Raw genomic sequence first — 26,327 nt, 5'->3', positions numbered from 1 at the left:
GACATGAATGCCTTGTTTATGATTATTGCAGCAATATTGCTACTTGGACCGCTGATAGCGATTCATGAATTTGGGCATTATTTCGTTGCACGTAAACTGGGCGTAAAGGTTTTGGTGTATTCGATTGGTTTTGGCCCAACACTACTTAAGTGGACGTCAAAGAAGTCGGGTATTCAATATCAACTGTCTACATTACCACTAGGTGGTTATGTTAAAATGTTGGATGAACGAGAAGGTGATGTCGCAGCAGAAGACTTACCAAAAGCATTTAACCGACAACACCCTTGGAAGCGTATTGCAATTGTTGCGGCAGGGCCACTCATTAACTTGGCTTTTGCAGTAGTGTTGTTTTGGATTTTATTTTTACCAGCTCAGGAACAGCTCAATACGCGCGTAGGTAAAATTTTACCGAATACGCCTGCAGCAGCTGCGCAAATGCAGTCTGGTGATAAAATTACTGCCGTAGATGGCACTCAAGTATCCACTTGGGAGCGCTTGAATTATGCCTTGGTTGATCGTGTAGGTGAAACTGGCAATATTCAAATTCAAGCTGAACGAGCAGGGCAAATTCAAAACTTCAGTTTACCGATTCAAAGTTTCTTACGCGATCAAACTCAGTCACCACTCGATGTTCTTGGTTTTACACCGTATCGTCCTGAAATTCCTGCAGTGGTTTCAAAACTCAGTGAAGATGGCGCAGCAATACGCCAAGGGATGCAAGTGGGTGATCGAATTGTTTCGATTGATGGCGTAAAAATGAAAGACTGGTTTGATGTTGTACAAGTTGTACAAGCTTCTCCAGAAAAGTTACTTAAAATTGATGTTTTACGACAAAATAAAATTGTGCATTTAAGCGTGATGCCGCAAGGTAAGCGTGACCAAATGGGTAAAGTCACAGGGCTTTTAGGTGTACAAAGCGATCCGGGTAAAGTCAATATTCCAGCCGAATACAAACAAACCATTCAATACACGCCTGTAGAAGCGATGGGCAAAGCAGTAGAAAAAACAGGTCAGATCTCTAGTATGATCCTGAATTCTATTGTAAAAATGGTGCGTGGTTTGGTGGGTTTGGATAATTTATCTGGTCCGATTACCATTGCGAAAGTGGCTGGACAAAGTGCTGAAATGGGGTGGCAAACCTTCATTTCCTTTATGGCACTGATGAGTGTAAGTTTAGGTATTTTAAATTTACTACCAATTCCTATGCTCGATGGCGGTCATTTAATTTACTATTTTATTGAATTAATTCGTGGTAAACCTGTTTCTGAACAAATACAATTGGTTGGATTAAAAATTGGTATGGTATTGCTGGGTAGCATGATGCTACTGGCTCTATTCAATGACATTATGCGTTTATAAGAACGTTATACGAAATAAATTAACAGCGGAAAAGACTGGCATGCAGCACAAACATTTATTTATGCCATTGGCACTGGTTAGTGCTATGGCCGTAGCACAACAAGTATATGCAGCAGATGATTTTGTAGTACAAGATATTCGTGTTGATGGCTTAGTGCGTTTAACTCCTGACAATGTAGCCGGAATGATCCCATTCTCCGCTGGTGATCGTGTCAATGATCAAATCATTTCAAACTCAATTCGTAGCATGTTTGCGTCGGGTTTGTTTGATGATGTGAAGTCTTCACAAGTCGGTAATACCGTTGTATATACAGTGGTTGAACGCCCAGTAATTTCTAAAGTTGAGCTAAAAGGCAATAAACTTATTCCTAAAGAAGCCTTGGAAGAAGGCTTAAAGAAAATGGGTCTGTCCGAAGGTGAAGTTTTAAAGAAATCATCTTTGCAAACGGTTGAAACTGAATTAGAACAACAGTACATGCAGCAAGGTCGCTACGATGCTGATGTAAAAGTGATTACAACAGCTCAACCGAATAACCGTGTAAATGTCTTAATCGAGTTTGAAGAAGGTCAATCTGCCAAAGTATTTGATATTAATATCATTGGTAATACGGTCTTTAAAGAAAGCGAAATTAAACAAATTTTTGCATTAAAAGAAAGTGGTTGGAACTCGATCATTTCTCGTAATGACCGCTATGCACGTGAAAAGATGGCTGCGAGTTTAGAAGCTTTACGTGCGATGTATCTCAACAAAGGTTACATCAACTTCAACATTACCAATTCAAGTCTGAATTTGAGTGAAGATAAAAAACACGTCTTTATCGAAGTTTCGGTGGATGAAGGTGAACAATTTAAGTTTGGTGAAACCCATTTCTTAGGTGATACGCTTTATACGCAAACTGATTTAAACGCTTTAAAACTCTATAAAGATGGCGATTTATATTCACAAGAAAAAGTGAATGGTGTGAAACAACTTTTACTTCGTAAATACGGTAACGCAGGTTACTACTTTGCAGAAGTGAACATTGTTCCTGAAATCAATAAAGACACCAAATTGGTTGATTTAAATTACTATGTGAATCCGGGCCAGCAAGTCACTGTTCGCCGTATTAATTTCACAGGTAACTCGAAAACAGCTGATGAAGTTCTACGTCGTGAAATGCGTCAAATGGAAGGCGCATTAGCAAGTAACGAAAAAATCGATTTGTCTAAAGTGCGTTTAGAACGTACGGGCTTCTTTAAAACCGTTGATGTTAAGCCTGCACGTATTCCGGGCACGCCAGATCAAATTGATTTAAATGTAAATGTTGAAGAACAGCATTCGGGTACAAGTACTTTAGCTGTTGGTTTCTCACAAAGTGGGGGTGTGACTTTCCAAGCAGGTTTGAGTCAAACCAACTTCTTGGGTACAGGTAATGCAGTTTCTATTGATTTGTCACGTTCAGAGACTCAAGATTACTACAACCTAAGTGTAACTGACCCATATTTCACTATTGATGGTGTACGCCGTGGTTATAACATGTACTACCGTAAAACCAAGTTAGATAACGACTATAACGTTAACAACTACGTCACTGATAGTTTTGGTGGTGGTATCAACTTTGGTTATCCGATCGATGAAAACCAAAGTATCAGTATGGGTTTGAATGTTGATCAAACTGATGTAACTACAGGCCCATATGTATCTACGTATGTCCGTGACTACTTACTTGCTAACGGTGGTAAAGCTACAGGGAAAGGTTCTTACTGCCCAAAAGATGCTAATGGTGAGTCTCAAAATACTGTACCTGTTTATAATGATAAAAACGAAATAATTGGTTATAAATGTGCTGTTGAAGAAATTACTTACGACAATGAATTTAAAGGTGATTTCTTAACTTATAACCTTAACTTAGGTTGGTCGTACAACACCTTGAATCGCCCGGTATTCCCTACATCGGGTATGTCACACCGCGTCAATGCCGAAATTGCATTACCGGGCAGTGATGTTGAATATCAAAAAATCACTTACGACGCACAAGCTTATTTCCCACTCGGTAAAGACTTTGTGTTACGTGGTTACGGTAAGTTAGGCTATGGTAATGATTTACCGTTCTACAAAAATTTCTATGCAGGTGGTTTTGGTTCGGTACGTGGCTATGACAACAGTACTCTAGGGCCGAAATATCCTGGTGTGTATTATGATGCGCAAAATCAGGTTGACTACGATCCAGAAGAAGTCGGTGGTAATGCTTTAATTCAATTTGGTACTGAATTGGCTTTACCTGTGCCATTTAAAGGCGATTGGGCGCGTCAAGTTCGTCCAGTATTGTTTGCTGAAGGCGCACAAGTATTTGACACCCAATGTGACGTTCCTAAATCTAGTGAAGACCGTCAATACTGTAAAGATAACTACGGTTTTGATATGAATAACATGCGTTATAGCGTTGGTGCAGGTTTTACTTGGATCACGATGATTGGTCCAATTTCACTGAGTTATGCATTCCCACTAAATGACAAAGCTGGCGATGAAACAAAAGAAATCCAATTCGAGATTGGTCGTACGTTCTAAGTACGACCCTTCTGGGAATAACAAAATTACAGGTTGATAAGATGAATAAATTATTTGCTGGTTTGGCGGTATTGGGTATGTCATGTTCTGCTGTGGTACATGCAGCAGGTTACGGTGTGGTTGATTTAGAAAAGGTGGTGGATCAAAGCACTTATATAAAACAACAAAATGCTCAAATTCAACAGCAATTGAAACCACAAACCACTAAAATTGAATCACTTGCTAAAGAGCTGGAAGCAATGCAACAAAAAGCTCAGCAAGGTGGTGATAAGTTGACTGCTGCGCAAAAGCAGCAAATGGGTCAACAGTATCAAACTAAACTCAAAGAGCTGACTGATTTACAGCAAAAAGTTCAAGCTTCGGTTCAAGGTAATATCCAGTCCTTAAATCGCACGATGGATACTCGAATCAAGCAAGTTGCAGAACAATTGCGCACAGAAAATAAGTTAGATGTTGTTTTGAATAAAAATTCAGCACTTGCGTATGACCCTAAGTTTGATTTAACTGATAAAATGATTCAAAAGGTTAATGCAATTAAATAATCAATGAATTCTCAAAAATTCAGTTTAGAAAAGCTTGCTCAACTTGTTCAAGGTCAATGTATTGGTCAGCTAGACTTGCAATTCAGCGGAATGGCAAGTTTGGAGAGTGCTCAACCACATCAGCTTGCATTTTTAAACGCAGATAAATATCTGAATGAAGCTCAACAGTCTAAGGCTGGTGCGCTGATTGTGACTGCAGACATGCAGTCACAAATCCCTTCACAGCAAAACTTCATTGTTGTACCCAATCCGTATCTGGCTTTCGCTATTCTAACGCATGTTTTTGAAAAGAAATCTGTAGAAATAGGAATTGAAAGTACTGCCCAAATTCATCCTTCTGCAATCATTTCTGATACTGCTTATATTGGGCATTATGTGGTGATTGGTGCGAATAGTGTGGTGGGCGAAGGTACTCGCATTGAATCACAAGTGAAGATTGATCACGGTGTTGAAATTGGTAAAGATTGTTTTATCGATTCGCATGTGACGATTACTGGTGAAGCCAAGTTAGGTGATCGTGTACGTATCCATGCGAATACGGTGATCGGTGGTGAAGGATTTGGTTTTGCGCCTTATCAAGGGAAATGGCATCGTATTGCTCAATTAGGTTCTGTACGTATCGGGAATGATGTGCGTATTGGTTCAAATTGTAGTATTGACCGTGGTGCTTTAGATGACACAATTTTGGAAGATGGTGTCATTATTGATAACCTTGTGCAAATCGCGCATAACGTCAAAGTTGGTGCAAATACGGCAATGGCTGCGAAATGTGGCATTGCAGGTAGTACAACTATTGGCAAAAATTGTGTGCTAGCAGGGGCTGTTGGTATCGTAGGTCACATTAATATTGTAGATAATGTGACAATTACCGGTATGTCAATGGTCACAAAAAGTATTTCCGTTGCTGGAAGTTATTCTTCAGGTACGCCGATGCTTGAAAGTGGTTCTTGGAAAAAGGCAGCAATCCGTTTTAAACAATTAGCAGATGTGCCATTGACCCAATTGGTCAAACGACTTGATCATATGCAGTCTCAAATTGAGTCCCTTGAATCAACATTTAAATTGCGTAAATAATTATGATGACAGAGTCGAATACCCCAGCTTTCATAAAACCTGAATTACCAATGACTATTCAGACTATTCGTGAATACTTGCCACATCGTTATCCGTTTTTATTGGTTGATCGTGTTGTTGAAGTGACTGACAACGGGATTGTAGGCTATAAAAATGTAACGATTAACGAAGAATTCTTACAAGGTCATTTCCCAGGATACCCAATTATGCCGGGCGTGCTGATTGTTGAAGCATTGGCGCAAGTATCGGGTATTTTAGGTTTCATCATGAATAATGAGAAACCTTCAGCGGGTTCGTTGTTCTTATTTGCTGGTGCAGAAAAGGTCCGATTTAAAAAACAAGTCGTTGCAGGCGATCAACTTGTATTAAAATCAGAATTAGTGATGCAAAAGCGTGGCATTTACAAATATAATTGTGTTGCCACTGTAGATGGCGTAGTCGCAGCAACCGCGGAAATTATGGTTTCGCATCAGAAAACAGAGACAGCATGAGCAATAACGAATTAATTCATCCTACCGCCATTATTGACTCATCAGCAGTAATTGCTCCGGATGTGCAAATTGGACCATATTGTATTATTGGTCCTAAAGTCACAATTGGAGCGGGTACTAAACTGCATTCACATGTTGTGGTGGGTGGTTATACCCGTATTGGTCAACATAACGAAATTTTTCAATTTGCCAGTGTTGGTGAAGTCTGCCAAGACTTGAAATATGCTGGTGAAGAAACTTGGTTAGAAATCGGGGATCATAACTCGATTCGTGAACACTGTAGTTTACACCGTGGTACTGTTCAAGATCAGGGTCTAACTAAAGTTGGTAGTCATAATTTATTGATGGTGAATACACATATTGCACATGACTGTGTGGTAGGTGATCATAATATCTTTGCTAATAACGTCGGCGTTGCAGGTCATGTCCACATTGGTGATTATGTCATCGTAGGTGGTAACTCTGGTATTCATCAATTCTGTAAAATCGATTCTTACAGTATGATTGGTGGTGCATCTCTTATTTTGAAAGATGTACCTGCTTATGTCATGGTATCTGGTAATCCAGCCCATGCTTTTGCCATGAACATAGAAGGCATGCGTCGTAAAGGTTGGTCTAAAAATGTGATTCAAGGTTTACGTGAATCTTTTAAATTGATCTATAAAGATGGTTTAACGACGAATGAAGCGATTGAGCGTATTCGTACTGAAATTTTGCCTGAAGTGGCAGAAGCGCAATTGTTGATTGACTCACTTGAGCAGTCTAAGCGCGGTATCGTACGCTAAATGCTGCGAATAAAAAAAGACACCTTATAAGGTGTTTTTTTTTGCGTTAAAAATAGGACTATTTTTTAACAAAGCCTGCTTCTTCAGATTTTGGATATTTTTGGGTAAGCTTGGTTTTGAGCTGCGTTGCTAAACTGCTATTTCGATCGACGTCTTTTGCAATGCTATACAGTTGATATAACGCTCTAGGCGCGCGGGTCGACTCAGGGTATTGATCTACCACGATACTATAGTTCTTTTTCGCTTCTGCGTAGTTAGTCGGTTCAACAGCAAGGTTGAATTCAGCTAGCCAAAAATATGCATTGCTAATATAAACACTGTTAGGATTATTTTTAATAAAATTTTTCATCGGTGCGATGGCTTTTTTCGCACCACCTTGTTTGTATGCATCTAAAGCAACGGTATAAGCTGCTTTCTCGAGCTCAAGTGAGTCACCGCCTGTATTTACAGGTTGTTTTGCAGATGAGCTTAAAGTTGCTTGTGCTGTAGGTTGTTTAACCGGTGTAGGGACTGTATTAGCTGTTGCTGGGTGCAGTACCTTGTTGGTTATCCTCCGCAGCCTCTGTGTCTTCACTCGGATCTACTTTTTGTTGGAGTAGCTCTAAACGTTGATCTAAATCTGCATAGCGGTTTGTAAGTTCACTTTTTAATTGTTCGATAATATTGTCTTGCTCTTCCATTTTACCGCGTAAGCTACGCAATTCATTTTCGAGCTGTTGGTTCTTCTGCATGAGCTGCCAATTCAAATTGGTTGGCGTAGGGGTAGAGCCAGCACCTGTTTGAATGGCTGTATTATTTGCTGTATACACAGTGCCATTATCTGCGCCACTCAAACCGCGAGATTCAATTGGAATATTGGCAAATAGCGTACCTGAGCAAGTCAATGTAAGGGCACACAATACATGCTGTTTAAACATCATAAAAATTCCATGTAGTTGCAAGCATGTCCGTATTGAATAGTTTTATTACAGACTGCTTTAGATAAAACGATAAGCACATTAAAAACGCCAAAGTTCTGAATTGCAATAAGCTTTTACAATCTTGTTGTGTATTAAAGTAAAAATATAGTGATGATGTTTCACGTTTTCTACATCATCGACCATCATATTGATTTATAAATAATCAAACAGTGTTTTCTACTCAGGAATTCTTGGTTTTAGTCTTGCATGTTTATCAAAAATCTCTATACTCTGTTCTTGCAATGGTAGCCCTGCCGGTTACTTCGCAATTGTACTCTACAAACCCCGCCAGGACCGGAAGGTAGCAACGGTAGTAGAAATATGATGTGCCGAAGTCTTGCTGGTAGGGTTGCCACCAGTTTCAATCATAATAAATTAAACTTCCTCTCATTTTTTTTAATCCTAGATTCTTCTTTATTTTAGTTTTATTAATTCTTCATTTAGATCTATATCTTTGTTATTCGTCATCAAATTCTTTACGTGCAATTACTTTAAAAATCGTATCGAGATCAAAGCCTCGATATTGTAAAAAACGTATTTGTTTGGCTTTTTGTTTTGGATCATGTTCAACCGCTTTGCCAAATTTTTTGATCTTGAGCTGGTAGGCTTCGGCGACCCAATCTGTTTCTTTTAATTCATCCTGAATTAATTCACTGTCTACTTTTTTATTTTTTAACGCGAGCTTTATACGGTTGGGGCCTTTACCTTTACGCTTTTGACTCGACAACAGCATTTCTGCTACACGCTGATCGCTTTGATAGTTCTCACGTGCGAGTTCTTCCACCAAGTGTATGACTTCTTCACGACTATCCGCATACAGTGCTAATTTCTCGATTAAATCCGCTTTTGAGTATTCTTTACGTGTGAGTACTGCAAAGGCGTAGGAGCGTAAACGAGAGCCGCGCAGACCTGGTTTTTTTTCAGTATGAACCTCTTTACCATTGGCATCAAAATGCAATGCAGTGTGATCGATCACCGAAGCATTGTCATATGGAATGTCAGTTTGTGCAGCATGATTTACGCAGGTGGGTTCTTCAGCTTCTGTAAACTGTTGTTTCAGTGCTTCATAGTCGAGCAAGCGTGGAAAATGGTCTTTAGTCATGGGGTCATTTTAATACAAAATTTGAGTGCAAAACAAAACGCCCCGTAGGGCGTTTCGTCTGCTATTAAAGCATGCAGTAATTAAGCATCTAAAAAGTCCGGTTCTTCTTCATCTTTGTCTTCTGCAGGTGCTGTACCTGTAGTCAGAAGTTGTTCACGAATCAGTTTTTCAATGGTTTGTGCAAGTTCAGGGTGTTCTTCTAAGTGGCGAATGGTATTGTTTTTACCTTGACCAATCTTGTCACCTTGGTATGAATACCAAGCACCTGCTTTTTGAACAATTTCTTGTTGTACCGCAAGGTCAACAAGTTCACCTAAATGGTTCACGCCTTTACCATAAAGAATTTGGAAAATCGCTTCACGGAATGGAGGAGCCATTTTGTTTTTCACAACTTTCACTTTGGTTTCTGAACCAATGATTTCGTCGCCTTCTTTCACTTGACCAATACGGCGGATATCTAAACGTACAGATGCATAGAATTTAAGTGCATTACCACCCGTTGTGGTTTCTGGGCTACCAAACATTACACCAATCTTCATACGAATTTGGTTAATGAAGATCACCATACAGTTAGAACGTTTCGCATTACCGGTAATTTTACGCAGTGCTTGGCTCATCAGACGAGCTTGTAAGCCCATGTGTGAGTCACCCATTTCGCCTTCAATTTCGGCGCGAGGGGTCAGTGCAGCGACCGAGTCGACAACGATCAGGTCAATGGCGCCTGAACGTACCAGCATGTCTGCAATTTCAAGTGCTTGTTCACCATTGTCTGGCTGTGAAACAAGGAGGTTATCAATATCTACGCCAAGTTTACGTGCGTATTGAGGGTCTAATGCATGTTCAGCATCGATGAATGCACAAGTACCGCCAGCTTTCTGACATTGTGCAATGGCTTGTAATGTCATAGTCGTTTTACCAGAAGATTCAGGACCGTAGATTTCTACGATACGACCTTTAGGCAAACCACCAATACCTAGTGCGATATCTAATGTTAAAGAACCTGTAGAGACAGCTTCAACTGCCTGCACGGTATTATCACCAAGACGCATAACGGTGTTTTTACCAAACTGCTTTTCAATTTGGCTTAAGGCCGCATTTAACGCCTTGCTTTTATTATCATCCATCTTACAACCTCAATACGATGTCACGAAACAATATACTCAAGTGGATGTATTCAGTTTAAATCTGTTCCACGAGGGTATAGTGACAGAAATCATCCTTTTGTTCTATGAAAATCACAACAGGTGCGACATGTTGTGACGCTTTAACTTAATCATCATTATAAGACCATTGCTGGTCAAACTGTTGATCATTTTCTCTTTTAAATTTACCAATATCTCGACGATCTTTTTTACTTGGTCGATGATCTGGCCGAGCTAGATTATGCAACTTTCTTTGTGATGCGAGCAATTCCCGTTTTGCAATACTGACCTCAGTTTCATCATAAAGCAGCTGAGCGGTTGGGGCAGGCCCACGAACATCCGACAGTGCTTTCACCACCACGGTTTTTTTCTCAAGGCCTTGTGCAATGGTTAATTCCATGCCTACACGAACTTCACGAGAGACTTTAACGCGTTCGCCATTATGATGAACTTTACCGCCTTCAATAGCATTTTTGGCAATAGAGCGTGTTTTAAAAAAACGTGCAGCCCACAACCATTTGTCTATACGCATACCAACCGCATCTTCGGCTAGATTTGATTTACGCATATTTTTTCTGTTCCTCGGCTTGCTCAGTCGTTTGAGCTTCTAAAATAGGGATTAAATCTGTTAATGTGGACAGCATTGGGTAATTGCAAGTCTCGCGAGGCGCTTTGGCAGATGAAGGTTGCTGAATCGAATAGAGCTGTTCAATCCCAAAAAGTTTTGCACCATTGAGCACTTTTTCTGTGTCATCAATGAAGTAACAGTTTTTTGCATAGAAGGGGTGTTTGCTTGCTAATATTTGCCAAAACTCAATAAACTCTTTGGCATGACCGAGAGTTTCTGAACTGACGATAACATCAAAATAATCACGAAGACCGGTTTCTTCGAGTTTGAATTGTAAGCCTGCAAAGTCGGCATTGGTCGCAAGCCAAATAGGATAGCCATTTTCTTTTAGATAGGTAAGCAGCTTAATGCAGCCTTCGCGTTTAGCCACTTTGGCTTTTTGTTCTATTTGCATTGCCAAAACATCAACGCCAACTTGTGACGTCCAAAAGCGAGATGAGTACCATTTTAGGGTATGATTATGCTGTTGATAAAAACTAAATAGCGTTTGCTTGCTTTGTTCGAGTGAGCACTGATGCTGTTCAGCATAGCGAATTGGCAGCAGCTCATTCCAAATGAAATCATCATAAGCAAGATCGAGTAAAGTACCGTCCATATCGAAAATTATAGTCGGTTTTTGCATTCAAGATTCTCCAAAGATTTTCAAAGTTTAACAAAGCATATAGAAAAGCTTTAGATTCAATGAAATTGCTCAACTTTCGCGTTTATTAACGATGATCAAATAATTTCAAAGTTTAACAAAGTTATTTACCTTTCAAGAAAAAATATGTACATATGTGTGTACATATTTTTGCTCTGCTTGAATATGTACAGAGTATAAAGTATTTGGACTGGAAAATTTAAATGTCTTTAAGTGATAGTTGGCTAAAATCAAATAATGGGAAACCGCGAGAAAAAGTCGAAGTTGTAACAGATAGAGATGGTTTGTCCGTCAGAATATCCCCAAAGGGAAAAGTCGTTTTTCAATATCGCTATCGTTTTGGTGGTCAAGCCAAAAGACTAGATCTAGGTACATACCCATTATTAGGTCTAAAAGATGCTCGTGCTCAGGTTCATAAATATAAAATTGAGCTAGATCAAGGCAAGGACCCAATGCAACTTAAGCTAAAAGGGGAAAGCGACTATCTGAAGCAGCTGACCGTCAAAGAAATATGTGACCTCTGGTTTAATACAATTGCCGTAAATAAAGTCTCAAAAGAATATGATTTAAGGGCATTTGAAATTCACGTTTATCCACGTATAGGTCGTAGAATTTGTGACGATATCACCCTACAAGAATGGTCATCGCTATTATTTGAAATTACAGATGATGCTAAAACGGTAGCAGTGAAAATACTTGGTAATCTCAAAATGATTATGCGCTGGGGGTGTGTACACGGGAAATTAATGAATCAGCCTATTCAGCATCTTAAAGCAGCTGATTTAAACGTAAAGAAAGTGAAGCGTTCGCGTTATCTTTCAGAACAGGAAATATTCTGGGTGGTACATGCTTCTCTGAGATCAAATGCCATATCACCAAAAAACAAAGCCATTATTATTATGCTGCTGTTCTTTGGCTGCCGTGTATCAGAATTAAGATTGGCTAAGAAATCTGACTTTGATTTTCAGGAAATGATTTGGCACGTACCACCAGAGAATCACAAGATGGGGGACCGTACCCACAAGCCGATTATCCGACCCCTCATTCCACAAATTGTGCCATTCATTAAGTATGTTTTTTCACTGTCGCCTGATAGCTGTGAATATGCTTTTCCAAACTTAAAAGGTAAAGCATATACGAAGCTTTCAAAAAGCTTTCAAACAACAATTCCACCATATGTGAATGACAATGTGCGTAAGCGATTTGATGTAGAGATGCAGCATTGGACTATGCATGATTTGCGCAGGACGATGAGAACACATATATCCGAATTAGCGCCACCGCATATTTGTGAAATTATGCTGGGTCATGGGTTACCTGCTGTATGGGGAACCTATGATTTACATGAATACATGGATGAACAGGCGCAGGCTTATGAGAAGTGGTTCCATAAACTCTGCACCATATTGAATAATCACGAGCGTTTCGATATTAAAGGCTGTATTTCTAATGACTCAAGCAACCCTTTACTTCTTTCCCAAGCATCTACAGCCTTGATGCCATAACGACTGCTTGAGCGCCCATGTGCTTTGATCAATGGCTCAGGAAAATCCTGTTTATTACGCCAGTTGATCAAAGTGCCTTTGGTAATACCGTAGCGCTTCAACAAATCAGGCGTTGAAATATATAATCCCATTAAGATACCTCCTTCAAACTTTTAACCATTTCTTCAGGCAACTCAATCACCGGATCGTTGTTTAATACCGCCCAATGGGTAATTAATTCTTGAACGAATGCACATCCATCAATAGGGCATGCAAAACCAAAAGGATGTTTATAGTCTGCTGCCAACTGTTCGCCTGAAATAAATATTTGATACCGCCCATCTATACGCGGTGATTTCTTTTTATAATCAACCCATTCCATCACACGACTCTCCAAACAATAAGTCCAACACAAATCCAAAAAACCAAACCAAACAGCATTGCGGCAAACCAACATCTAACTTTGAAGCTACTCATAGATCACCAAACTGGCCGCACCGAGTGCGGCCTTATCCAAATCAGCCGAATAGTTCTGCTTCACGTTTTTGGGCTGCATTGTTAATGCGTTGCTTATCCGGATCAGACTGTTCTTCAAACTGTGGATCAGTGAAGATAAAATTGATCTCATCCTGATTCTTTGCGGCTTCAATATCCGCAATAGCCTTATCAGTCCAAGTCACATCGGATACACCAGCGAACATGTCTTGTTGATCCTCAATGAACTTTTTACGAGCTGCATAAGTCTGTAGAACTTCTGCCATATGATCGACTGTCAAACTTGGCTTGCTGTCGCGAATGGTCTGAGCAACAACGGCCAGTGCATCCAAATTTTCAGCATTTTCAATTGAGACTTTTAAGCCACTGGCAATGCTATTGCTTTTGATCTCGTTTACAGCTGGTGCGCCTTCGGCTTGTTTATTTTTTTGAACCATAGCCTCAGCCTCTTCTTGAAGTCTTTTAAGCTCACCAACGATGAGATCCTTAGCTGGTTCTTCTTTAGGCTTAAATTTTTCTTTAGCCTGAGTGTATGTGTCTTTCAAATAGGCAAGGTGAGGGCCAGTCAGTTCTTTATTAATAATGAACTGTTCATGAAGTTGATTTAATTCAGCATAAGTTTCAGCTTTATTTAACTTGGCTGCATATTCTCGTTTCAGCTCAGCAGAAGTCGGCTTTTTAGCTTCTTTCTCTACTGGTGGTGCTTGCTCGGCTACAGGTTCAGGCTTTTTTGCAGAAGATGCCTTTTTTTCTACATCATCTGAGGTTTGATTTGGCTCACTTCCTAAAACTTCTTTAACAACATTTCGCTTAATGTTGTTAAGTGTAGTTGGTTCTTCTTGTGGTGCAGGTTCGGGAGTAACGTCAATCATTGACTCAACTTCTTCATCTTGACTGCGTAGGCCCATAAGAAGATCAGGAGCATAGATACGACCGAAGAATGAAGCAGCACGATATCGAAGCATCTGTTCTGGCATTGACTGCCATTTGCTTCCGTTCTTCTGATACCAACCTTCTTTCACTGCCATTTCCATTGTAATTGGTGTTGACTCAAGGCGCTCACCTGTAGCCTTCTCAACAACCCATGCCACACATTTATAGTTTTTAACACGTGCAACTTGATTAGCCTCTACAGGCTCTTTTTTCTTGGTTGCTTGGTTGTAGACCCAATCAGTCACAGCGTAAGGGATTTCAATTTCTTCATCACCACCAGAGATGTCAAAACGCAAAGGACTATAACGGCCACTACTATTTATCGCAGCAATAATGAATTGACTTGACCAGCTTGGACGACCATCTACAAGATATAGATTTTGCATGATCATCATTGGATCTGCGCCCAAACGTTGTGCCATATTCAAAGCGATGATGCAGTTAGATACCCCATTTGGATTATGCTCAGGACGAAAGAGCCATTTTTTAGCTTGCTGGTCATAACGATCTTTAATCATGATGGTATTGCGGAAAGCTTCAGGAATAATTGTACTATTCGCTAAGCTTTCAGCCATGTGCGACATAGCTTGGAAACCACGATAAGTATTAAAGCTAGCCTCTACGTCGTCAGGTTTACGTTGAGTGCGAAGTTGTTCAGTTGTCATTACTTGAGATGTCATAGATTTATTCCTTATATTTTTGAAAAATTAATTACTTGCGAAATTTGCATGTAGCGAAAGCAGGGCAGAATTTTTCACTGCATAGCATTGATTTTGAGTTGCCGAAGAACACGCCATTTTTTATGACTTTGGCAGCGAAATGGAGGAGGCCTGGCTCTTCATCAGTACCAAGTAAGACTTGAGCAGGTGATTCGATTTCGCCAATTCCCACGTGCTGACCTTTATCTGTTTTTGCCGTGGTGAGGCCATAAATTCGGGAAGGTGCTGTTACTGGCTCTTGTAGCGCATGAGATGCCAAGACCGTATAAATACCCATTTGCGGGGTGTGGCCTGCGATTTTTACAATACCGTCACTACCTACCGAGCTTTTACCGGTCTTAATGTCGCCGATACCCAATTCACCTTCTTCATTTTCATAAATACGGTCAATGGTTCCAGTAAGTTCAATGCCTAGATCAGCAAGAATTAAAGACTCACAACGAACCTCTACACCGATAAATTTTTGAGTTGGTGCAATCTGAGTGATGTATTTATGCATCAATGACTGGCCAATATATTCTGCGCTGTTCTGATCTAGGTCAGTCCAATCAACTTCTTCATTTGGTTGCCAGATCTGGTGATGCAGAACTTCTTCACATTCTTCAGTTGAAATTTCTTCACCAATAAGGTTTTGGTAATCCCATTGAGTCACTGCTTCATGAATTGCAGTACCAAGTCGTGTACGCGCACTAGTTGGAATACGTTTATTCAAAAGGTTTTTAGCTTCCCAACGCGCAGGGCAGTCAAACAAATCACTTAAAGACGACGCTCGAATTGAAGTGATATTTTTTCGAGGTGTAACAAATGCATTCATATGTCAGCTCCTAGAAAGCCATACCAGTAGTCAACTGAAAAATTAGATCACGCCCAGGTAAAAATACCGAAGTTTGCATTCCCGGATGTGCTTTCTGAATTGCGTTTACCAGCATTTTCTTGATTTGATCTTTGGTTTCAACATCGTCTTTTTCACGCTCTGCAATCATTGCGTCGGCATGTTTGTAAGCTGCTGATGCAAGTACTTCGCTTTCAACCATCCAGTTTTGAGGATTAGCTAAAAGTCCTTGTAATGCCGCGATTGCAAATTGATCTCTTAAGTCCATGATCAACCCCCAAAGAAATAAACAAGTGCCAGTGTGATAACGAACCAAATGACAAATGCAGTTGCGATGAAGATGGCAAAGTCTTTGGCATTCGCCCAAATAATTTCCCAGCGTGAAGTCTGCATTTCGGCAGCAGTAGGGTGTTGATATAGAACAGGCTTTGTATTGCTTTCGTTCTTTGTGAAAGCTGGCGTGTTGCTATGTGATGCAGTTTCTTTCATACTTATCTCGCTTTATTGCAAGCCCGCTAGATTTCCAGTCCCTGCGGGCTTTTTTGTTTTTACCAGTTGGTGATAACCGCAATAACTTCGCCACAATGAACAACTTTAATTTCGCCATCACACACAATTAGGCTTGTGTGATTGGTGCCAGTTGCTAAGGTTTTAAATTGATTCATGGGCGTTCTCGGTTTATTAGGTACAAGACAAATATTAGGCAATCCTAATAAATAAGTAAATAGGTATTCCTAATATTTTTTAGTTTATTTTTGATAGGCGTAAAAAAACCGCCTAGATGGCGGTCATTTCATTAGGTGAATTATTTAGTAAGATCATTCTTGATTTCCCACTTTCCTTGGTTTGGATCGTATTCAGGGGATAGTGTGGCAAGAACATGGCCAATTCCAGAGATTCTTAAAGCATTGAGGTCATTAACAGGTTCAACAAACCCCCAATAAACCAAATTTCCTTTAGTAACTTTATCGCCATGCTTATCATTAAAGCCACTAACTAGGGTGGTTTTACCCACATCGGCTAGCTGGATGAGAAATTGCTGATTGCCATCTTGAGTTTGAAATACATCCTGGACGAGACCAAGATTTATTTTTCCAGGTTCCATGTTCGCTGCATAGTTTTTTGTAGCGAATTGAAAGGCGGCAAGATTGTTTTTGAAATGTAAGTTCTTCTGATGTGGTGCGTAAGGCTGCTTCTGTTTTGGCTCTCGTTTTTGTTCCACCTCCTTGGGCTTATCATTAAAAATCCATTCTTTCAGTTTTATTAAAACCTGATACCCCCAGGACATTAAGATTCCTAGAGGAATAAAATAAAAGAACAGATGAAAGAACATGGAATCTCTTTTACCTGGCAGGTAGTAGCTATTAAATAGATCCTCAAAGCTCAGATCCTCTTTAATCATCCATGAGAAAAGTGACAACAATCCCACCCCCAGAACAATTACACCAATCCTTTGAATTGGTGTAGAAGTCCCATAGTTCCATAGTCTTTTCATTTTACTCTCTTATTATTTATAACATCGCTCATGGCGAACCATCACACCAATGATCGATATTTTATGATCTCTTGAAGATAGTGTTGGATAGTCTGGGTTTAATGGAACCAGTTCAAATTCTTCACGTCCATATTCATCATAGCCAATTACCCGGTACTTTTTGAAAGTGGCTTCATAGGATCCATTCTGAGCAATAACAAATGAACCGGGTTGTGGTGCTAAAGATGCATCAATTACAAGTGAATCACCTGGTAAAAATTCAGGTGCCATACTCATTCCTTCAACCGTCAAACCAAATACATCAGAAGGTTTTGCACTTTGATAAGTCGTATAGGTTGTATCTTTAGGATTGATTCCATCATATCCAACAGTCCCAAACAAGCCAGCTTGAACATAATCTAAAACAGGAATTTCCATAACTGGTGAAGTATTAAAACTTACGTTACTGAACTCACTTTTTGTTTCTTCATCTGTAGGTTTACCGATACCAGTAGCTAACCATTTTGAATTTACCTTTAGGAATTGGGCTGCTCGAATCAGGTTCGGGCCTTCCATATTTTTCGATTTACCAGAAAGCCAATCACTAACAGATGGTGGCTTTACCCCAACGGCGCGTGCAAGTTCGACCCCCTTAATTTTCTTAGGCGGTAAAACTTCCATGGCATATTTAAGACGTTCAGCAAGTGTTTTCATTAGGAAATCCTAACACGAAATAAATTAGGTATTCCTATTGAATAAAAATAAGGAATGCCTAATAATTGGATGATTATTTAGGAGAACAACATGAATGATGCACAGCTTATAGAAGCTCTTGGTGGACCAGCTGCCGTTGCTCGATTACTTGGGATCAGAGTTCCATCAGTGAGCGGATGGAAGAAAATCCCCACTGAAAGAAAAATCCGACTTGCTGTTATTGCTGAAGATCGTGGTCTTTCGACAAGAAAAGAACTTTTTCCAGACACCTATCAAGATATTTGGATTGAGCTGCGCGATAAGGCTGTGTGAGGTAGAAAGCATGTCTGAAAAATTAACTGAAAGCATCACATTCAAATGCACGTATGAAGAAAAGCGGGATCTGGAAGCAATTGCTAAATCTGATAGCAAAACATTATCTGAGCACATTAGAAGTCTTGGCATATCGAATATCTCTGAAGTTCGGGAACGTATAAATCATCTCGCATCACTCATGCGTATGACCACAGATATCGTGGACACGCCAATTTTTGAATTGACGGCTGAACCTCTACCAAAACAACAGGCAACAAAAAAGGCCCAACTGTGCGACCAGCTGAGCCTTTCTGCCGTTCATACCGAAATATAAACGAGGTTGGAAACCGATGTTGAATTTAGCACGCAACGAATTAACAAGCAAAGGAAACACACTGCCTAAATTTATTGAAACCGAGTTAGGCAAAGAAAAACTTTGTATTGAGTGCCAAGAATATTGGCCGCTTGATAGTGAATTTTGGTTTACGTACCGCAACAAGCCCAATAAGAAGGGCGAAAGAACTATTGGTTATGAGGCTGCATGTAAGTGTTGTTATGACACTAGATATCGCCCTGAAAAACGAAAAGGTACGAGCCGAGTTAAATCTTATTTCGAAAGAGGGGGTGAATTTTGAATACTGCACAAGTTATTCCATTTAAGAAGCCTTCACCTCCTGAACAAGAGGCTGGAAACATGTATAGCGATAAGTTTGTACAAGGCTATGTAATGTCTAGTCGCTTGTACCGTAAAGAAGTATGGCCGTTTCTAAGTGATGCTGCACGTAACGTCTATGCAGAGCTGGAAAACCGCATTAATGGACACAACAAAGAGTCTGATTTTGTGAGCTATTCACAGCTACAGGGTGGGGAGTTGAAAGGGTCGCGTAAATTAAGCCGTGAAACTGTTAGGAACGGCATAGATGAGCTATTAAAACTCAAGGTTGTTTCAATTGCTGGTACTGGTTCAAGGGGCGTAAAAAAATACGTTTTAAATGAGATATCACTAAAATATCAGTTCACTAGCAAGACTAGTTCGACTACCGAACTAGTTCGGAAAGTGAACCATACTAGTTCGACTACCGAACCAGTAACTAGTTCGGAAACCGAACACACAATAGATACTCCTATAGAATCTTTAGAAAATAATAATAAAGCGCCGGAACAGTTTTCACCGCAGAACAGACCGATGCTTCAATTCATTGAATACCGTCTTGATGATCAGCAAGCCTACACGCTGAGAGAACTCACTCAGAAATATCCAGCACAGTCAGATTTTACTGCACAAGCAAAAATCAGTTTTCCAAAACTCACCGATGAACAAATCAACGGCGAACTCAGAAATCTCGCCCAGTGGTCAATGACGGCTGAAAAACGAATTTCACAAAAATGGATGACGACCTGGTTGAACTGGCTCAAGAACTTTGAGAACGCTCAAAACAAAACTCAGCAGAAATCAAATCAACCGAAGGCGCAAAAGCAGCAACCGAAAAAAGCACACCGTTTTGGTCAGGGGGTAATTAATCCATGAGCAATATTCAAAAATACCATTCAGCGTTTGAAATCAATTTTCCAGTTGAAATTGCAGATCAACTCTTAGCGCGTATGCAATCACTCTACGGTGATGCATTCGATAGAAAATACGGAGAGATTGAGCCGGCACAACTCCAGATCACAGCATGCACAATCCTGAATGGATTATCTGAACATGATCTTCGCCGTGGCCTGGAACGCATGAACACGGAAAAATGGTGCCCATCACTTCCTGAGTTTAGATCTTGGTGTGTACATGACGGGGACTGGTGGACAGCAGAAATGGCATGGGCGAAAGCGTTGAATTTTGTCAAAGATGAAACTCAGCAAATTACGACTATGGCAAAGCGAACGCTGGATGAAGTCAAACAGATCTTGAGTGTGGAAGGGCAAAGAGCAGCGCACAAAGCGTTTATCGAAATTTACACGGATTACTTAATCAGAGCCAAAAAACAGAACCGAACACAAATCATGTGGATTCCACCTAAGTCACTTCAAACACCAGAGGATAAGCCACGCACCGGTATTCCTTGCCCACCTGAACTGGCAGCAAAAATTAAAGGATTGGGGCGTGTAGGGGGTGGGTTGTGAGTGATTACCTAGAGATGAGCTTTGAGCAACTTCAAAAAGAACATGCCGAGCTGCTTGCTTTCAATGAGAAATTAGATCGCGAGCGTAATGAATATCGCAAAGATGCTCAAAAGTACGCAAAGAAAGTTCAAATGATTGCAAGTCTATTTGTTGTACCGAGTGACGACCACGAATTAACGCTTAAGGCCATTAAGACGATTGTGGAGCAAGTAGGGGGTGCAGCATGACACTACGTTGGAGCGAACAAAAGCTTGAAGCTCATTTAAAAGCGCACAGAAACAAAGCTCATCTCTCGCGTGTGCGACTTCAAGAGGAAAATCAAGCAAAGGTACACAAGGCAAATAAAAACGCTGTAGACGTTAATTCAGCGCATTTTACGCAATGCATTGAAAATCAGGTTTTGAGTTGTGAAATTGCTGCAACACCACCGAGCGTAAATCACTACTGGGAGCGGACAGGCCGTGGCATGAAGTTAAGCGACAAAGCACGAAGCTTTCACGCTGTTGTTATTGCGCTTGTACCAGCGCTCAGACTCACTTCACGGCTAAAGATGGAAGTGATCTTTCATTTTCCAACACACCAAAAGCGTGACATCGATAACCACTTAAAAGCGACGATCGATAGCTTAGTGAAATGTGGATTTTGTGAGGATGACGAACAGTTTGATGAGCTGCTCGTAAAACGAGGAAACGTCATCAAAGGCGGCTTAATAAAAATTAAAGTATGGGAGATGTAAGAATGGTTGAAACGGTTGATTCTATTGCTTTGACACAGTTCCCTCGCGCGCGCGCGCGTTTCGTTAACAATCGAACCAAAAAGAAGGTAAAAGAATTCATAGTGCAACGTCGTGGATATAAGCGTCCAGACTTCAATCGAATGATCTTGGATCTACTCAAACTCGGTTGGACACATGAAAAGATTGCAGATGTATTACCAGTGGCAGGTGCATCTACAGTCTCAGAATGGGCGCGTGGAGGGATTCCAAACTACGATAATGGCGACGCATTCATTCATCTGTGGAGGATTGAGACAGGTATCGATATTTATCCACGTGAAGGTGAGTGGCTGACATACACGTACAAGATTGGCCAGATGGATATTTTTGAAGATGGTGGGCTGTGTGATCAAGTGATTGCTGAGTTGGATAAGGAGTTGGGGAAGTGAGTGAGTTTGATAAAAATTTTAAAATTAAAGTAGATGGAAGTTGGTGTGAATATCAACAAGATCGACTTGTAGACTTAAGAAAAATCAAACAAGTTGTTAGTTATAGGGATGAAATGGGTTGGCCATTTAAATTTTATTTCATAGATGGGGGCTACTTGTATGTACAGAGAGCTGAAATCGGTAAACAGATTGAGCAAGCGTTAAAGGATTTAAGTAAACAACCAGCCAAAATCGATTGATTCCATAATCATCCAAAAAGTAAAAAATATAGTAAATCAAAAGTATTTCTATCACCCAACAAACCCAAACACATTACCCCGCAAATTAGCCATATCAACCAACGATAGGGCTTTTTTTTATGGCTGGCCGTCAAACAAAAACACCGGGTGTAGAAACACCAAAAGAAACAACTACAGCAGCTCAGGCAGATGCAGCACTGGAAGAAATTTTAGGTACACCAGACGCTAAAGATGCTGAGCCTAAAACGGAAGAAGGTGCAGAAGTACCAGAAGGTGCATTCATTCCAGTTGAACAGTTTGATGCTGTGGTTGCAGATCTAGAAGAAACCAAAGAGCAGTTGGCAATCGTAAAAAAAGAATTAGCCAAACTACGAGGCAAATCAGTTGGCACATCTAGTGCCGCGCAACAACCAAAACGCATGAAGTCCGTTCTAGGCCCTAAAGGCTGGATGATGAAGGAGGAATAATCATGGGAAGCAAACCAAAAGTCGTTCAACAAGATCCGGAAGCGGATGCTCAAAAAGCAGCAGAAAAAGCGACAGCGGAAGCAAATGCAAAGCGTGCTGGTCGCCGTACTGCAAACTCAGATAACCGCAGTCTTCTTGGCTCTAAAGCCGAAACCAAAACAACCTTAGGCGGTGGCTAATGAATAATGACGCTCGTATGTATTGTGCGCGCTTAGGTCAGCTTAAAACTGCGCGTGCTGTGTTTGAATCGCATTGGGCAGAATGCTACCGGTACGGTGCGCCTGAGCGTCAACAAAGCTTTAGTGGCTCGGATGTTAAGAGTCAGCGCGAAATGGAACGTGCAGATTTGTACGATTCAACCGCTGCTGATTCTGTTCAGATCCTTGTCTCTATGATTATGAACGGTGTAACGCCAGCCAATTCAATTTGGTTTAAGGCTCAACCTGATGGCGTTGATGATCTTGCAGAGCTAACAGAAGGTGAGCGCTGGCTAGAAGATGTGTGTCAATTCATGTGGCGCAATATCCACGCTTCAAACTTTGATAGCGAGAACTTTGACACGCTTACAGATGTTGTTACGGCAGGCTGGGGTGTGATGTACGTTGATATTGATCGCGTGGCGCAAGGTGGTTATGTCTTTGAATCATGGCCTATTGGTTCGTGTTTTATTGGCTCAACTCGTTCTGATGGTTTGATTGATACGATTTACCGTGAACATGAGATGACGGCCCAAACCATGGTGAATACCTACGGTGAGGACAATTGTCATCATTCCGTTGTCACTGTAGCCACAACCAGTCCAGACACCAAGTTCAAGCTATTACATGTCATTCAACCACGCAAACAAGTTGGTGCAGGGCAGCTCAATAAAGCAATGCCTTTTGCTTCATATCATATTGATGTGAGTAATAAGCAGATGCTGAAGGAGTCGGGTTATCACGAATTCCCATGCTCAGTGCCACGCCTGCGCAAATTGCCCGGTTCAGTCTATGGCAACGGTCAAATGACTTTGGCTTTACCAGATGCCAAAACAGCAAATGAACTTGTTAAAAACACCGTGCGTGCTGCAGATCTACAGATAGGTGGTATGTGGATTGCTCAAGATGATGGCGTCTTAAATCCTCATACGGTTCGTATTGGTCCACGTAAAGTGATTGTGGCCAATAGTGTTGATTCGATGAAGCGCTTGGATGATGGAACAAACTTTCAAATCGCAGATTACCTTCTGACCAGTCTACAAGGCGGTATTCGTCGCAAGCTCATGGCTGATCAATTGCCACCAATCGGCACCACTCAAATGACAGCAACAGAGATTAATACCCGTGTTGAAATGATCCGTCAGTTGTTAGGACCTATGTATGGCCGCCTACAAACTGAGTATTTGCGTGGAATCTTAGACCGCTGTTTTGGCCTGGCATTACGTGATGATGTTTTGGGGCAAGCACCTGAGGAACTTTGGGGGCGCAATCTTTCATTCAAATTTGTGTCACCACTGGCACGAAGTCAGCGCATGGAAGAAGTCTACGCAACTGAGCAATACATCATGAGTCTTTCAAGCATTGCTAAAGTCGATCGAACCATTCTCGATAACGTCGATTTTGATGCTGTTGCTGTGCTTACAGGCACAGGGCGCGGTGTGCCTCAAACCATTATGCGTACAGCCGACAAAGTTCAACAGCTACGCCAAGCACGTCAAAAGGCACAAGAAGAGCAAGCTCAGGCACAACAGCAGGCGGCAATGATGGATAAAGCCGGTGATGCAATTGCTAAAGGTATGGGCAATCAAATGGCGCAACAAATGCCTACTGAGGTGATGCAATGATCTTAATTATCGCTGTATTGGCAATTCTACTGCTCATTGTATCTGTGTTGCTTTGGTCGGTTTGGAATGAGCGCAACATGCTGACACAGCAGCTCAGTGATGAACTGGCAGCAAAAGCCAAACTTAACCAGGCCGATCAATCAGAAGCTGAAACAGGAACATTGATTAAGCGGCGCTATTACCGTCCTGTCACAGCGGAAACTTACCGCAATTTATTTGATATCGATGCAAATGGAATGCGTGTTTTAGAGCATCTAACGTCTATTTTCTGCAAATCAACATACGTTCGTGGCGGCCATGAAGCAGATCGAGAGTCATGCTTTAGGGCAGGCCAGAGCGAAGTAATTCAATTCATTCTTAAACAAATTAATCGTGCAAACGATCCAAACTATAAGGAAGAAGTAAATGACTGATTTAACAAATACTCCAGCAGAACCACCAGTAGACAATAGCTTATTGGGTGGCGAGCAAAATCCAGCACCACAAGATAACAATCCAGCCGAACCGATGACACCGCCAGCTGGTGCACCTGAATCGATTGATGATTATGAAGTGAATGTTGAAGGCTTCGACTATGAAGACTTTAAAGCAATTCCTGAAAACCAAGAGTTCTTAGATCGCGCACATAAAGCCGGACTGAATAACGATGCTCTGAATTTCTTATTGGGTGAGTACAACGACTTACTTCCTGCATTGATGGAACAGACCCAGCACTTAGACAATGAAGCATGCGTAACAGCAATGACTGAAGCGTGGGGTGGTGAAACTTCGGCTAACTTTGGTTTTGCTCAGGCAGCTGCAAACAATGCAATTCAACACGGCATTTTGACAGCAGAGGAAGTGAATAGTCCTGAGTTTGGTAATAATCCGCTAGTTCTCAAAATGGCTGCGTACTTCGGCAAGCAGCTACAGGAAGATGCACCTCCTTCTAATACCCAACAAAGCGGTGCTCTTGATGTTCAATCATTAATGAAGTCGGAAGCTTACTTGAATTCGAATCACCCAGACCACAAGCGTGTTTTTGCTCAAGTAGAAGGCTTTTACCAGAAGCAATTTAAATAAGGGGTAATTCATGCCTATTGCAAATGAAAATAAAATTACGGCGGCGTTTGTACAACAGTTCCATGACAATTATGAATTGGCATGTGCACAGAATATCTCGCGCTTGCTTAAAACAGTCACAAACCGTGGTCGTATCAATGGTGAATCATTCACGATTAATGATATGGGCCAAGTGGAAATGAAGCCATCAGGTGCACGTTATGGTGACACTGAGTGGACGATCCCCGATGCTGGTGTTCGCTCAGTCTTGATGAATGACTTCGATTTATTCATTCCGATTGAAAAGCGCGATGAGCCAAAACTTAAAGCGCATCCTGATGATAAATACATGCAGCTTTTGCATAACGCCCACAATCGCAAAGTAGATGACATTATCTATCAAGCGCTTGTTGGTTCGATTTCACGTAAAACTGTGGCGGATGATGGTTCTTCTTCTACATCAAACGTGGTGCTTCCAATTGGGCAAATCATTGCACCAACAGGCATGACCTTAAAGCAGCAAATCATTAAAGCTAAATCATTGTTCCGTAAAAACGAATGTGATGAGCAGAATGGCGAGGAGCTGTTCCAGATCTACACAGCCGACATGATGGAAGAATTCCTGAACGACAACACGTTGACCAATGCTGACCACATGAAGATTCAAATGCTTCAAGACGGTGCAGTGGGTATAAAGTGGCTTGGTGTTGAATGGATTGCATACGAAAAAGTTATTGCCGGTGCTACCGAAGGTTCTAAGCGTGCACCAATGTACTGTAAATCTGCGGTGCATTACGGTGATGCTGCTATCACTGACTTTGGTATCGGTATTCGTGAAGATAAGAAACGTATCAAACAGGTTGGCGGTGTTCATTCAATGGCAGCTGGTCGTGCGAATGAACTGAAAGTCGTTGCGATTGATTACGCAGCAGCATAAGCAGGGCTTTGGCCTAACATCTTGGCATGGGGTGTTAGGTCTTTTTTAATAAATCTAAATGGGAAAAAATTAAAATGTCAAAAAAATTATTAGCTTTATCAATGGTGGCGTATATTGGTACTAAATCACTTTCAGCTGTCGCTATGACACGTGGTGAGTATAACGAGTACCGAGGTTGGGAAATTCCTGAAAATGAAGATCCAGTCGAACCGGGTTATTTAGTGGAATATGTTGATGGTGGTAAACCAAATGATGAACGTCATACAGGTTATATTTCTTGGTCGCCAGCAGATGTATTCGAACGAACCTATAAGCTTGCAC

34 protein-coding genes, 1 other RNA gene and 2 pseudogenes are annotated in these 26,327 nt (G+C 41.0%); 24 read left to right on the top strand and 13 right to left on the bottom strand.

Annotation, left to right across the window (positions count from 1 at the left end):
• Window positions 1–3 precede the first annotated feature (3 nt).
• Genes rseP through lpxA form a run of 6 tightly spaced genes read left to right on the top strand, consistent with a single transcriptional unit; the run spans window position 4 to window position 6,799 of the window.
• Complete coding sequence (gene rseP / locus FTT85_RS04015; protein WP_180182946.1) at window positions 4–1,359, top strand: RIP metalloprotease RseP; 1,356 nt, start codon at window positions 4–6, stop codon at window positions 1,357–1,359.
• Window positions 1,340–3,907 carry an outer membrane protein assembly factor BamA gene (gene bamA / locus FTT85_RS04010; RefSeq protein WP_373886876.1) on the top strand — a complete coding sequence of 856 codons (2,568 nt, stop codon included), beginning with the start codon at window positions 1,340–1,342 and terminating at the stop codon, window positions 3,905–3,907. Before rseP ends, bamA begins: the two co-directional genes overlap by 20 nt.
• Window positions 3,908–3,948: 41 nt before the next feature.
• A complete protein-coding gene (locus FTT85_RS04005) occupies window positions 3,949–4,449 on the top strand; it encodes an OmpH family outer membrane protein (RefSeq protein ID WP_180048911.1) in 501 nt (166 codons plus the stop codon).
• Between the two features lie 3 nt (window positions 4,450–4,452).
• A complete protein-coding gene (gene lpxD / locus FTT85_RS04000) occupies window positions 4,453–5,523 on the top strand; it encodes a UDP-3-O-(3-hydroxymyristoyl)glucosamine N-acyltransferase (RefSeq protein ID WP_180182944.1) in 1,071 nt (356 codons plus the stop codon).
• Window positions 5,524–5,528: 5 nt separating this feature from the next.
• Complete coding sequence (fabZ, locus tag FTT85_RS03995) at window positions 5,529–6,014, top strand: 3-hydroxyacyl-ACP dehydratase FabZ (protein ID WP_180182968.1); 486 nt, start codon at window positions 5,529–5,531, stop codon at window positions 6,012–6,014.
• Entirely contained in the window at window positions 6,011–6,799 is a 789-nt protein-coding gene (lpxA, locus tag FTT85_RS03990) for an acyl-ACP--UDP-N-acetylglucosamine O-acyltransferase (protein ID WP_180078389.1), read from the top strand. The genes fabZ and lpxA overlap by 4 nt, the downstream gene beginning before the upstream one ends.
• A 58-nt stretch (window positions 6,800–6,857) precedes the next feature.
• Here the strand turns inward: lpxA and FTT85_RS03985 are convergent.
• Window positions 6,858–7,719 (bottom strand): annotated as a pseudogene (locus tag FTT85_RS03985) (YbgF trimerization domain-containing protein).
• A gap of 291 nt (window positions 7,720–8,010) precedes the next feature.
• Here FTT85_RS03985 and ffs point away from each other — a divergent pair.
• Window positions 8,011–8,107, top strand: an RNA gene (ffs, locus tag FTT85_RS03980) — signal recognition particle sRNA small type.
• A gap of 108 nt (window positions 8,108–8,215) precedes the next feature.
• On the opposite strand, the gene FTT85_RS03975 is transcribed toward ffs, so the two are convergent.
• The 4 genes from FTT85_RS03975 to FTT85_RS03960 all read right to left on the bottom strand — a co-directional run bounded on the left by FTT85_RS03975 (window position 8,216) and on the right by FTT85_RS03960 (window position 11,252).
• On the bottom strand, window positions 8,216–8,860 hold the full coding sequence (locus FTT85_RS03975) for a regulatory protein RecX (protein WP_180182943.1): 645 nt from the start codon (window positions 8,858–8,860) through the stop codon (window positions 8,216–8,218).
• 80 nt (window positions 8,861–8,940) lie between these two features.
• On the bottom strand, window positions 8,941–9,984 hold the full coding sequence (recA, locus tag FTT85_RS03970) for a recombinase RecA (protein WP_180088428.1): 1,044 nt from the start codon (window positions 9,982–9,984) through the stop codon (window positions 8,941–8,943).
• Window positions 9,985–10,129: 145 nt separating this feature from the next.
• The gene (locus tag FTT85_RS03965; RefSeq protein ID WP_168377604.1) at window positions 10,130–10,570 is read right to left on the bottom strand and encodes an RNA-binding S4 domain-containing protein; all 441 of its coding nucleotides are present in this window, start codon (window positions 10,568–10,570) and stop codon (window positions 10,130–10,132) included.
• Complete coding sequence (locus FTT85_RS03960; RefSeq protein ID WP_218955425.1) at window positions 10,563–11,252, bottom strand: HAD-IA family hydrolase; 690 nt, start codon at window positions 11,250–11,252, stop codon at window positions 10,563–10,565. Before FTT85_RS03960 ends, FTT85_RS03965 begins: the two co-directional genes overlap by 8 nt.
• 221 nt (window positions 11,253–11,473) lie before the next feature.
• Between FTT85_RS03960 and FTT85_RS03955 the strand changes: the two genes are divergently transcribed.
• Window positions 11,474–12,775: a site-specific integrase gene (locus FTT85_RS03955; RefSeq protein WP_180182942.1), complete on the top strand. Its 1,302-nt coding sequence runs from the start codon at window positions 11,474–11,476 to the stop codon at window positions 12,773–12,775.
• On the opposite strand, the gene FTT85_RS18665 is transcribed toward FTT85_RS03955, so the two are convergent.
• The 8 genes from FTT85_RS18665 to FTT85_RS03920 form a co-directional block, all read right to left on the bottom strand.
• Window positions 12,685–12,906 carry a hypothetical protein gene (locus FTT85_RS18665; RefSeq protein WP_257232076.1) on the bottom strand — a complete coding sequence of 74 codons (222 nt, stop codon included), beginning with the start codon at window positions 12,904–12,906 and terminating at the stop codon, window positions 12,685–12,687. The genes FTT85_RS03955 and FTT85_RS18665 overlap by 91 nt on opposite strands.
• Window positions 12,906–13,139, bottom strand: a complete 234-nt coding sequence (locus tag FTT85_RS03950; protein WP_180182941.1) for a hypothetical protein — start codon at window positions 13,137–13,139, stop codon at window positions 12,906–12,908. Before FTT85_RS03950 ends, FTT85_RS18665 begins: the two co-directional genes overlap by 1 nt.
• Before the next feature lie 133 nt (window positions 13,140–13,272).
• A complete protein-coding gene (locus tag FTT85_RS03945; RefSeq protein ID WP_180182940.1) occupies window positions 13,273–14,862 on the bottom strand; it encodes a recombinase RecT in 1,590 nt (529 codons plus the stop codon).
• 31 nt (window positions 14,863–14,893) lie between these two features.
• Entirely contained in the window at window positions 14,894–15,715 is an 822-nt protein-coding gene (locus FTT85_RS03940) for a PD-(D/E)XK nuclease family protein (RefSeq protein ID WP_180182939.1), read from the bottom strand.
• A gap of 10 nt (window positions 15,716–15,725) precedes the next feature.
• Window positions 15,726–16,001, bottom strand: a complete 276-nt coding sequence (locus FTT85_RS03935; RefSeq protein ID WP_180182938.1) for a hypothetical protein — start codon at window positions 15,999–16,001, stop codon at window positions 15,726–15,728.
• Window positions 16,002–16,003: 2 nt separating this feature from the next.
• Window positions 16,004–16,222, bottom strand: a complete 219-nt coding sequence (locus tag FTT85_RS03930) for a hypothetical protein (protein WP_180023389.1) — start codon at window positions 16,220–16,222, stop codon at window positions 16,004–16,006.
• A gap of 316 nt (window positions 16,223–16,538) precedes the next feature.
• Window positions 16,539–17,228 carry a hypothetical protein gene (locus FTT85_RS03925; RefSeq protein WP_180182937.1) on the bottom strand — a complete coding sequence of 230 codons (690 nt, stop codon included), beginning with the start codon at window positions 17,226–17,228 and terminating at the stop codon, window positions 16,539–16,541.
• A gap of 12 nt (window positions 17,229–17,240) precedes the next feature.
• Window positions 17,241–17,921, bottom strand: a complete 681-nt coding sequence (locus FTT85_RS03920) for a LexA family transcriptional regulator (protein ID WP_180182936.1) — start codon at window positions 17,919–17,921, stop codon at window positions 17,241–17,243.
• Window positions 17,922–18,011: 90 nt separating this feature from the next.
• On the opposite strand from FTT85_RS03920, the gene FTT85_RS03915 reads away from it, so the two are divergent.
• From FTT85_RS03915 to FTT85_RS03840, 16 genes and pseudogenes are all read left to right on the top strand, one after another.
• A complete protein-coding gene (locus FTT85_RS03915; protein ID WP_064096023.1) occupies window positions 18,012–18,233 on the top strand; it encodes a Cro/CI family transcriptional regulator in 222 nt (73 codons plus the stop codon).
• A 10-nt stretch (window positions 18,234–18,243) separates the two neighbouring features.
• Window positions 18,244–18,549: a hypothetical protein gene (locus tag FTT85_RS03910; protein WP_180182935.1), complete on the top strand. Its 306-nt coding sequence runs from the start codon at window positions 18,244–18,246 to the stop codon at window positions 18,547–18,549.
• A 16-nt stretch (window positions 18,550–18,565) separates the two neighbouring features.
• Window positions 18,566–18,850 carry a hypothetical protein gene (locus tag FTT85_RS03905; protein WP_180182934.1) on the top strand — a complete coding sequence of 95 codons (285 nt, stop codon included), beginning with the start codon at window positions 18,566–18,568 and terminating at the stop codon, window positions 18,848–18,850.
• The gene (locus tag FTT85_RS03900) at window positions 18,847–19,743 is read left to right on the top strand and encodes a hypothetical protein (RefSeq protein WP_180182933.1); all 897 of its coding nucleotides are present in this window, start codon (window positions 18,847–18,849) and stop codon (window positions 19,741–19,743) included. The genes FTT85_RS03905 and FTT85_RS03900 overlap by 4 nt, the downstream gene beginning before the upstream one ends.
• Window positions 19,740–20,336 (top strand): restriction endonuclease, encoded by a 597-nt coding sequence (locus tag FTT85_RS03895; protein WP_180182932.1) that lies wholly within the window; start codon window positions 19,740–19,742, stop codon window positions 20,334–20,336. The genes FTT85_RS03900 and FTT85_RS03895 overlap by 4 nt, the downstream gene beginning before the upstream one ends.
• Window positions 20,333–20,563, top strand: a complete 231-nt coding sequence (locus FTT85_RS03890; protein WP_180182931.1) for a hypothetical protein — start codon at window positions 20,333–20,335, stop codon at window positions 20,561–20,563. Before FTT85_RS03895 ends, FTT85_RS03890 begins: the two co-directional genes overlap by 4 nt.
• Window positions 20,560–21,072: a RusA family crossover junction endodeoxyribonuclease gene (locus FTT85_RS03885; RefSeq protein WP_180182930.1), complete on the top strand. Its 513-nt coding sequence runs from the start codon at window positions 20,560–20,562 to the stop codon at window positions 21,070–21,072. The genes FTT85_RS03890 and FTT85_RS03885 overlap by 4 nt, the downstream gene beginning before the upstream one ends.
• A gap of 2 nt (window positions 21,073–21,074) precedes the next feature.
• The gene (locus FTT85_RS03880; RefSeq protein ID WP_180182929.1) at window positions 21,075–21,500 is read left to right on the top strand and encodes a hypothetical protein; all 426 of its coding nucleotides are present in this window, start codon (window positions 21,075–21,077) and stop codon (window positions 21,498–21,500) included.
• The gene (locus FTT85_RS03875) at window positions 21,497–21,739 is read left to right on the top strand and encodes a hypothetical protein (RefSeq protein ID WP_180182928.1); all 243 of its coding nucleotides are present in this window, start codon (window positions 21,497–21,499) and stop codon (window positions 21,737–21,739) included. The genes FTT85_RS03880 and FTT85_RS03875 overlap by 4 nt, the downstream gene beginning before the upstream one ends.
• Before the next feature lie 119 nt (window positions 21,740–21,858).
• A complete protein-coding gene (locus FTT85_RS03870) occupies window positions 21,859–22,206 on the top strand; it encodes a hypothetical protein (RefSeq protein ID WP_180182927.1) in 348 nt (115 codons plus the stop codon).
• Between the two features lie 2 nt (window positions 22,207–22,208).
• Complete coding sequence (locus FTT85_RS03865; RefSeq protein WP_180182926.1) at window positions 22,209–22,385, top strand: hypothetical protein; 177 nt, start codon at window positions 22,209–22,211, stop codon at window positions 22,383–22,385.
• Window positions 22,385–24,028, top strand: a complete 1,644-nt coding sequence (locus FTT85_RS03860) for a portal protein (protein WP_180182925.1) — start codon at window positions 22,385–22,387, stop codon at window positions 24,026–24,028. Before FTT85_RS03865 ends, FTT85_RS03860 begins: the two co-directional genes overlap by 1 nt.
• Window positions 24,025–24,441 (top strand): hypothetical protein, encoded by a 417-nt coding sequence (locus FTT85_RS03855; RefSeq protein WP_180182924.1) that lies wholly within the window; start codon window positions 24,025–24,027, stop codon window positions 24,439–24,441. Before FTT85_RS03860 ends, FTT85_RS03855 begins: the two co-directional genes overlap by 4 nt.
• Window positions 24,434–25,090, top strand: coding sequence for a hypothetical protein (locus FTT85_RS03850; RefSeq protein ID WP_180182923.1), 657 nt, complete (start codon window positions 24,434–24,436; stop codon window positions 25,088–25,090). The genes FTT85_RS03855 and FTT85_RS03850 overlap by 8 nt, the downstream gene beginning before the upstream one ends.
• 16 nt (window positions 25,091–25,106) lie before the next feature.
• Window positions 25,107–26,006, top strand: a complete 900-nt coding sequence (locus tag FTT85_RS03845; protein WP_180182966.1) for a phage capsid protein — start codon at window positions 25,107–25,109, stop codon at window positions 26,004–26,006.
• Between the two features lie 143 nt (window positions 26,007–26,149).
• A pseudogene (locus tag FTT85_RS03840) lies at window positions 26,150–26,323 on the top strand (DUF2829 domain-containing protein); the annotation flags it as partial.
• Window positions 26,324–26,327: the final 4 nt, after the last annotated feature.

The organism is Acinetobacter sp. YH01020, from assembly GCF_013420275.1.
In the GTDB taxonomy this organism is placed as follows: domain Bacteria; phylum Pseudomonadota; class Gammaproteobacteria; order Pseudomonadales; family Moraxellaceae; genus Acinetobacter; species Acinetobacter amyesii.
The sequence above is the reverse complement of the archived record's forward strand: the minus strand, read 5'-3'. Positions and strand labels throughout refer to the sequence as shown.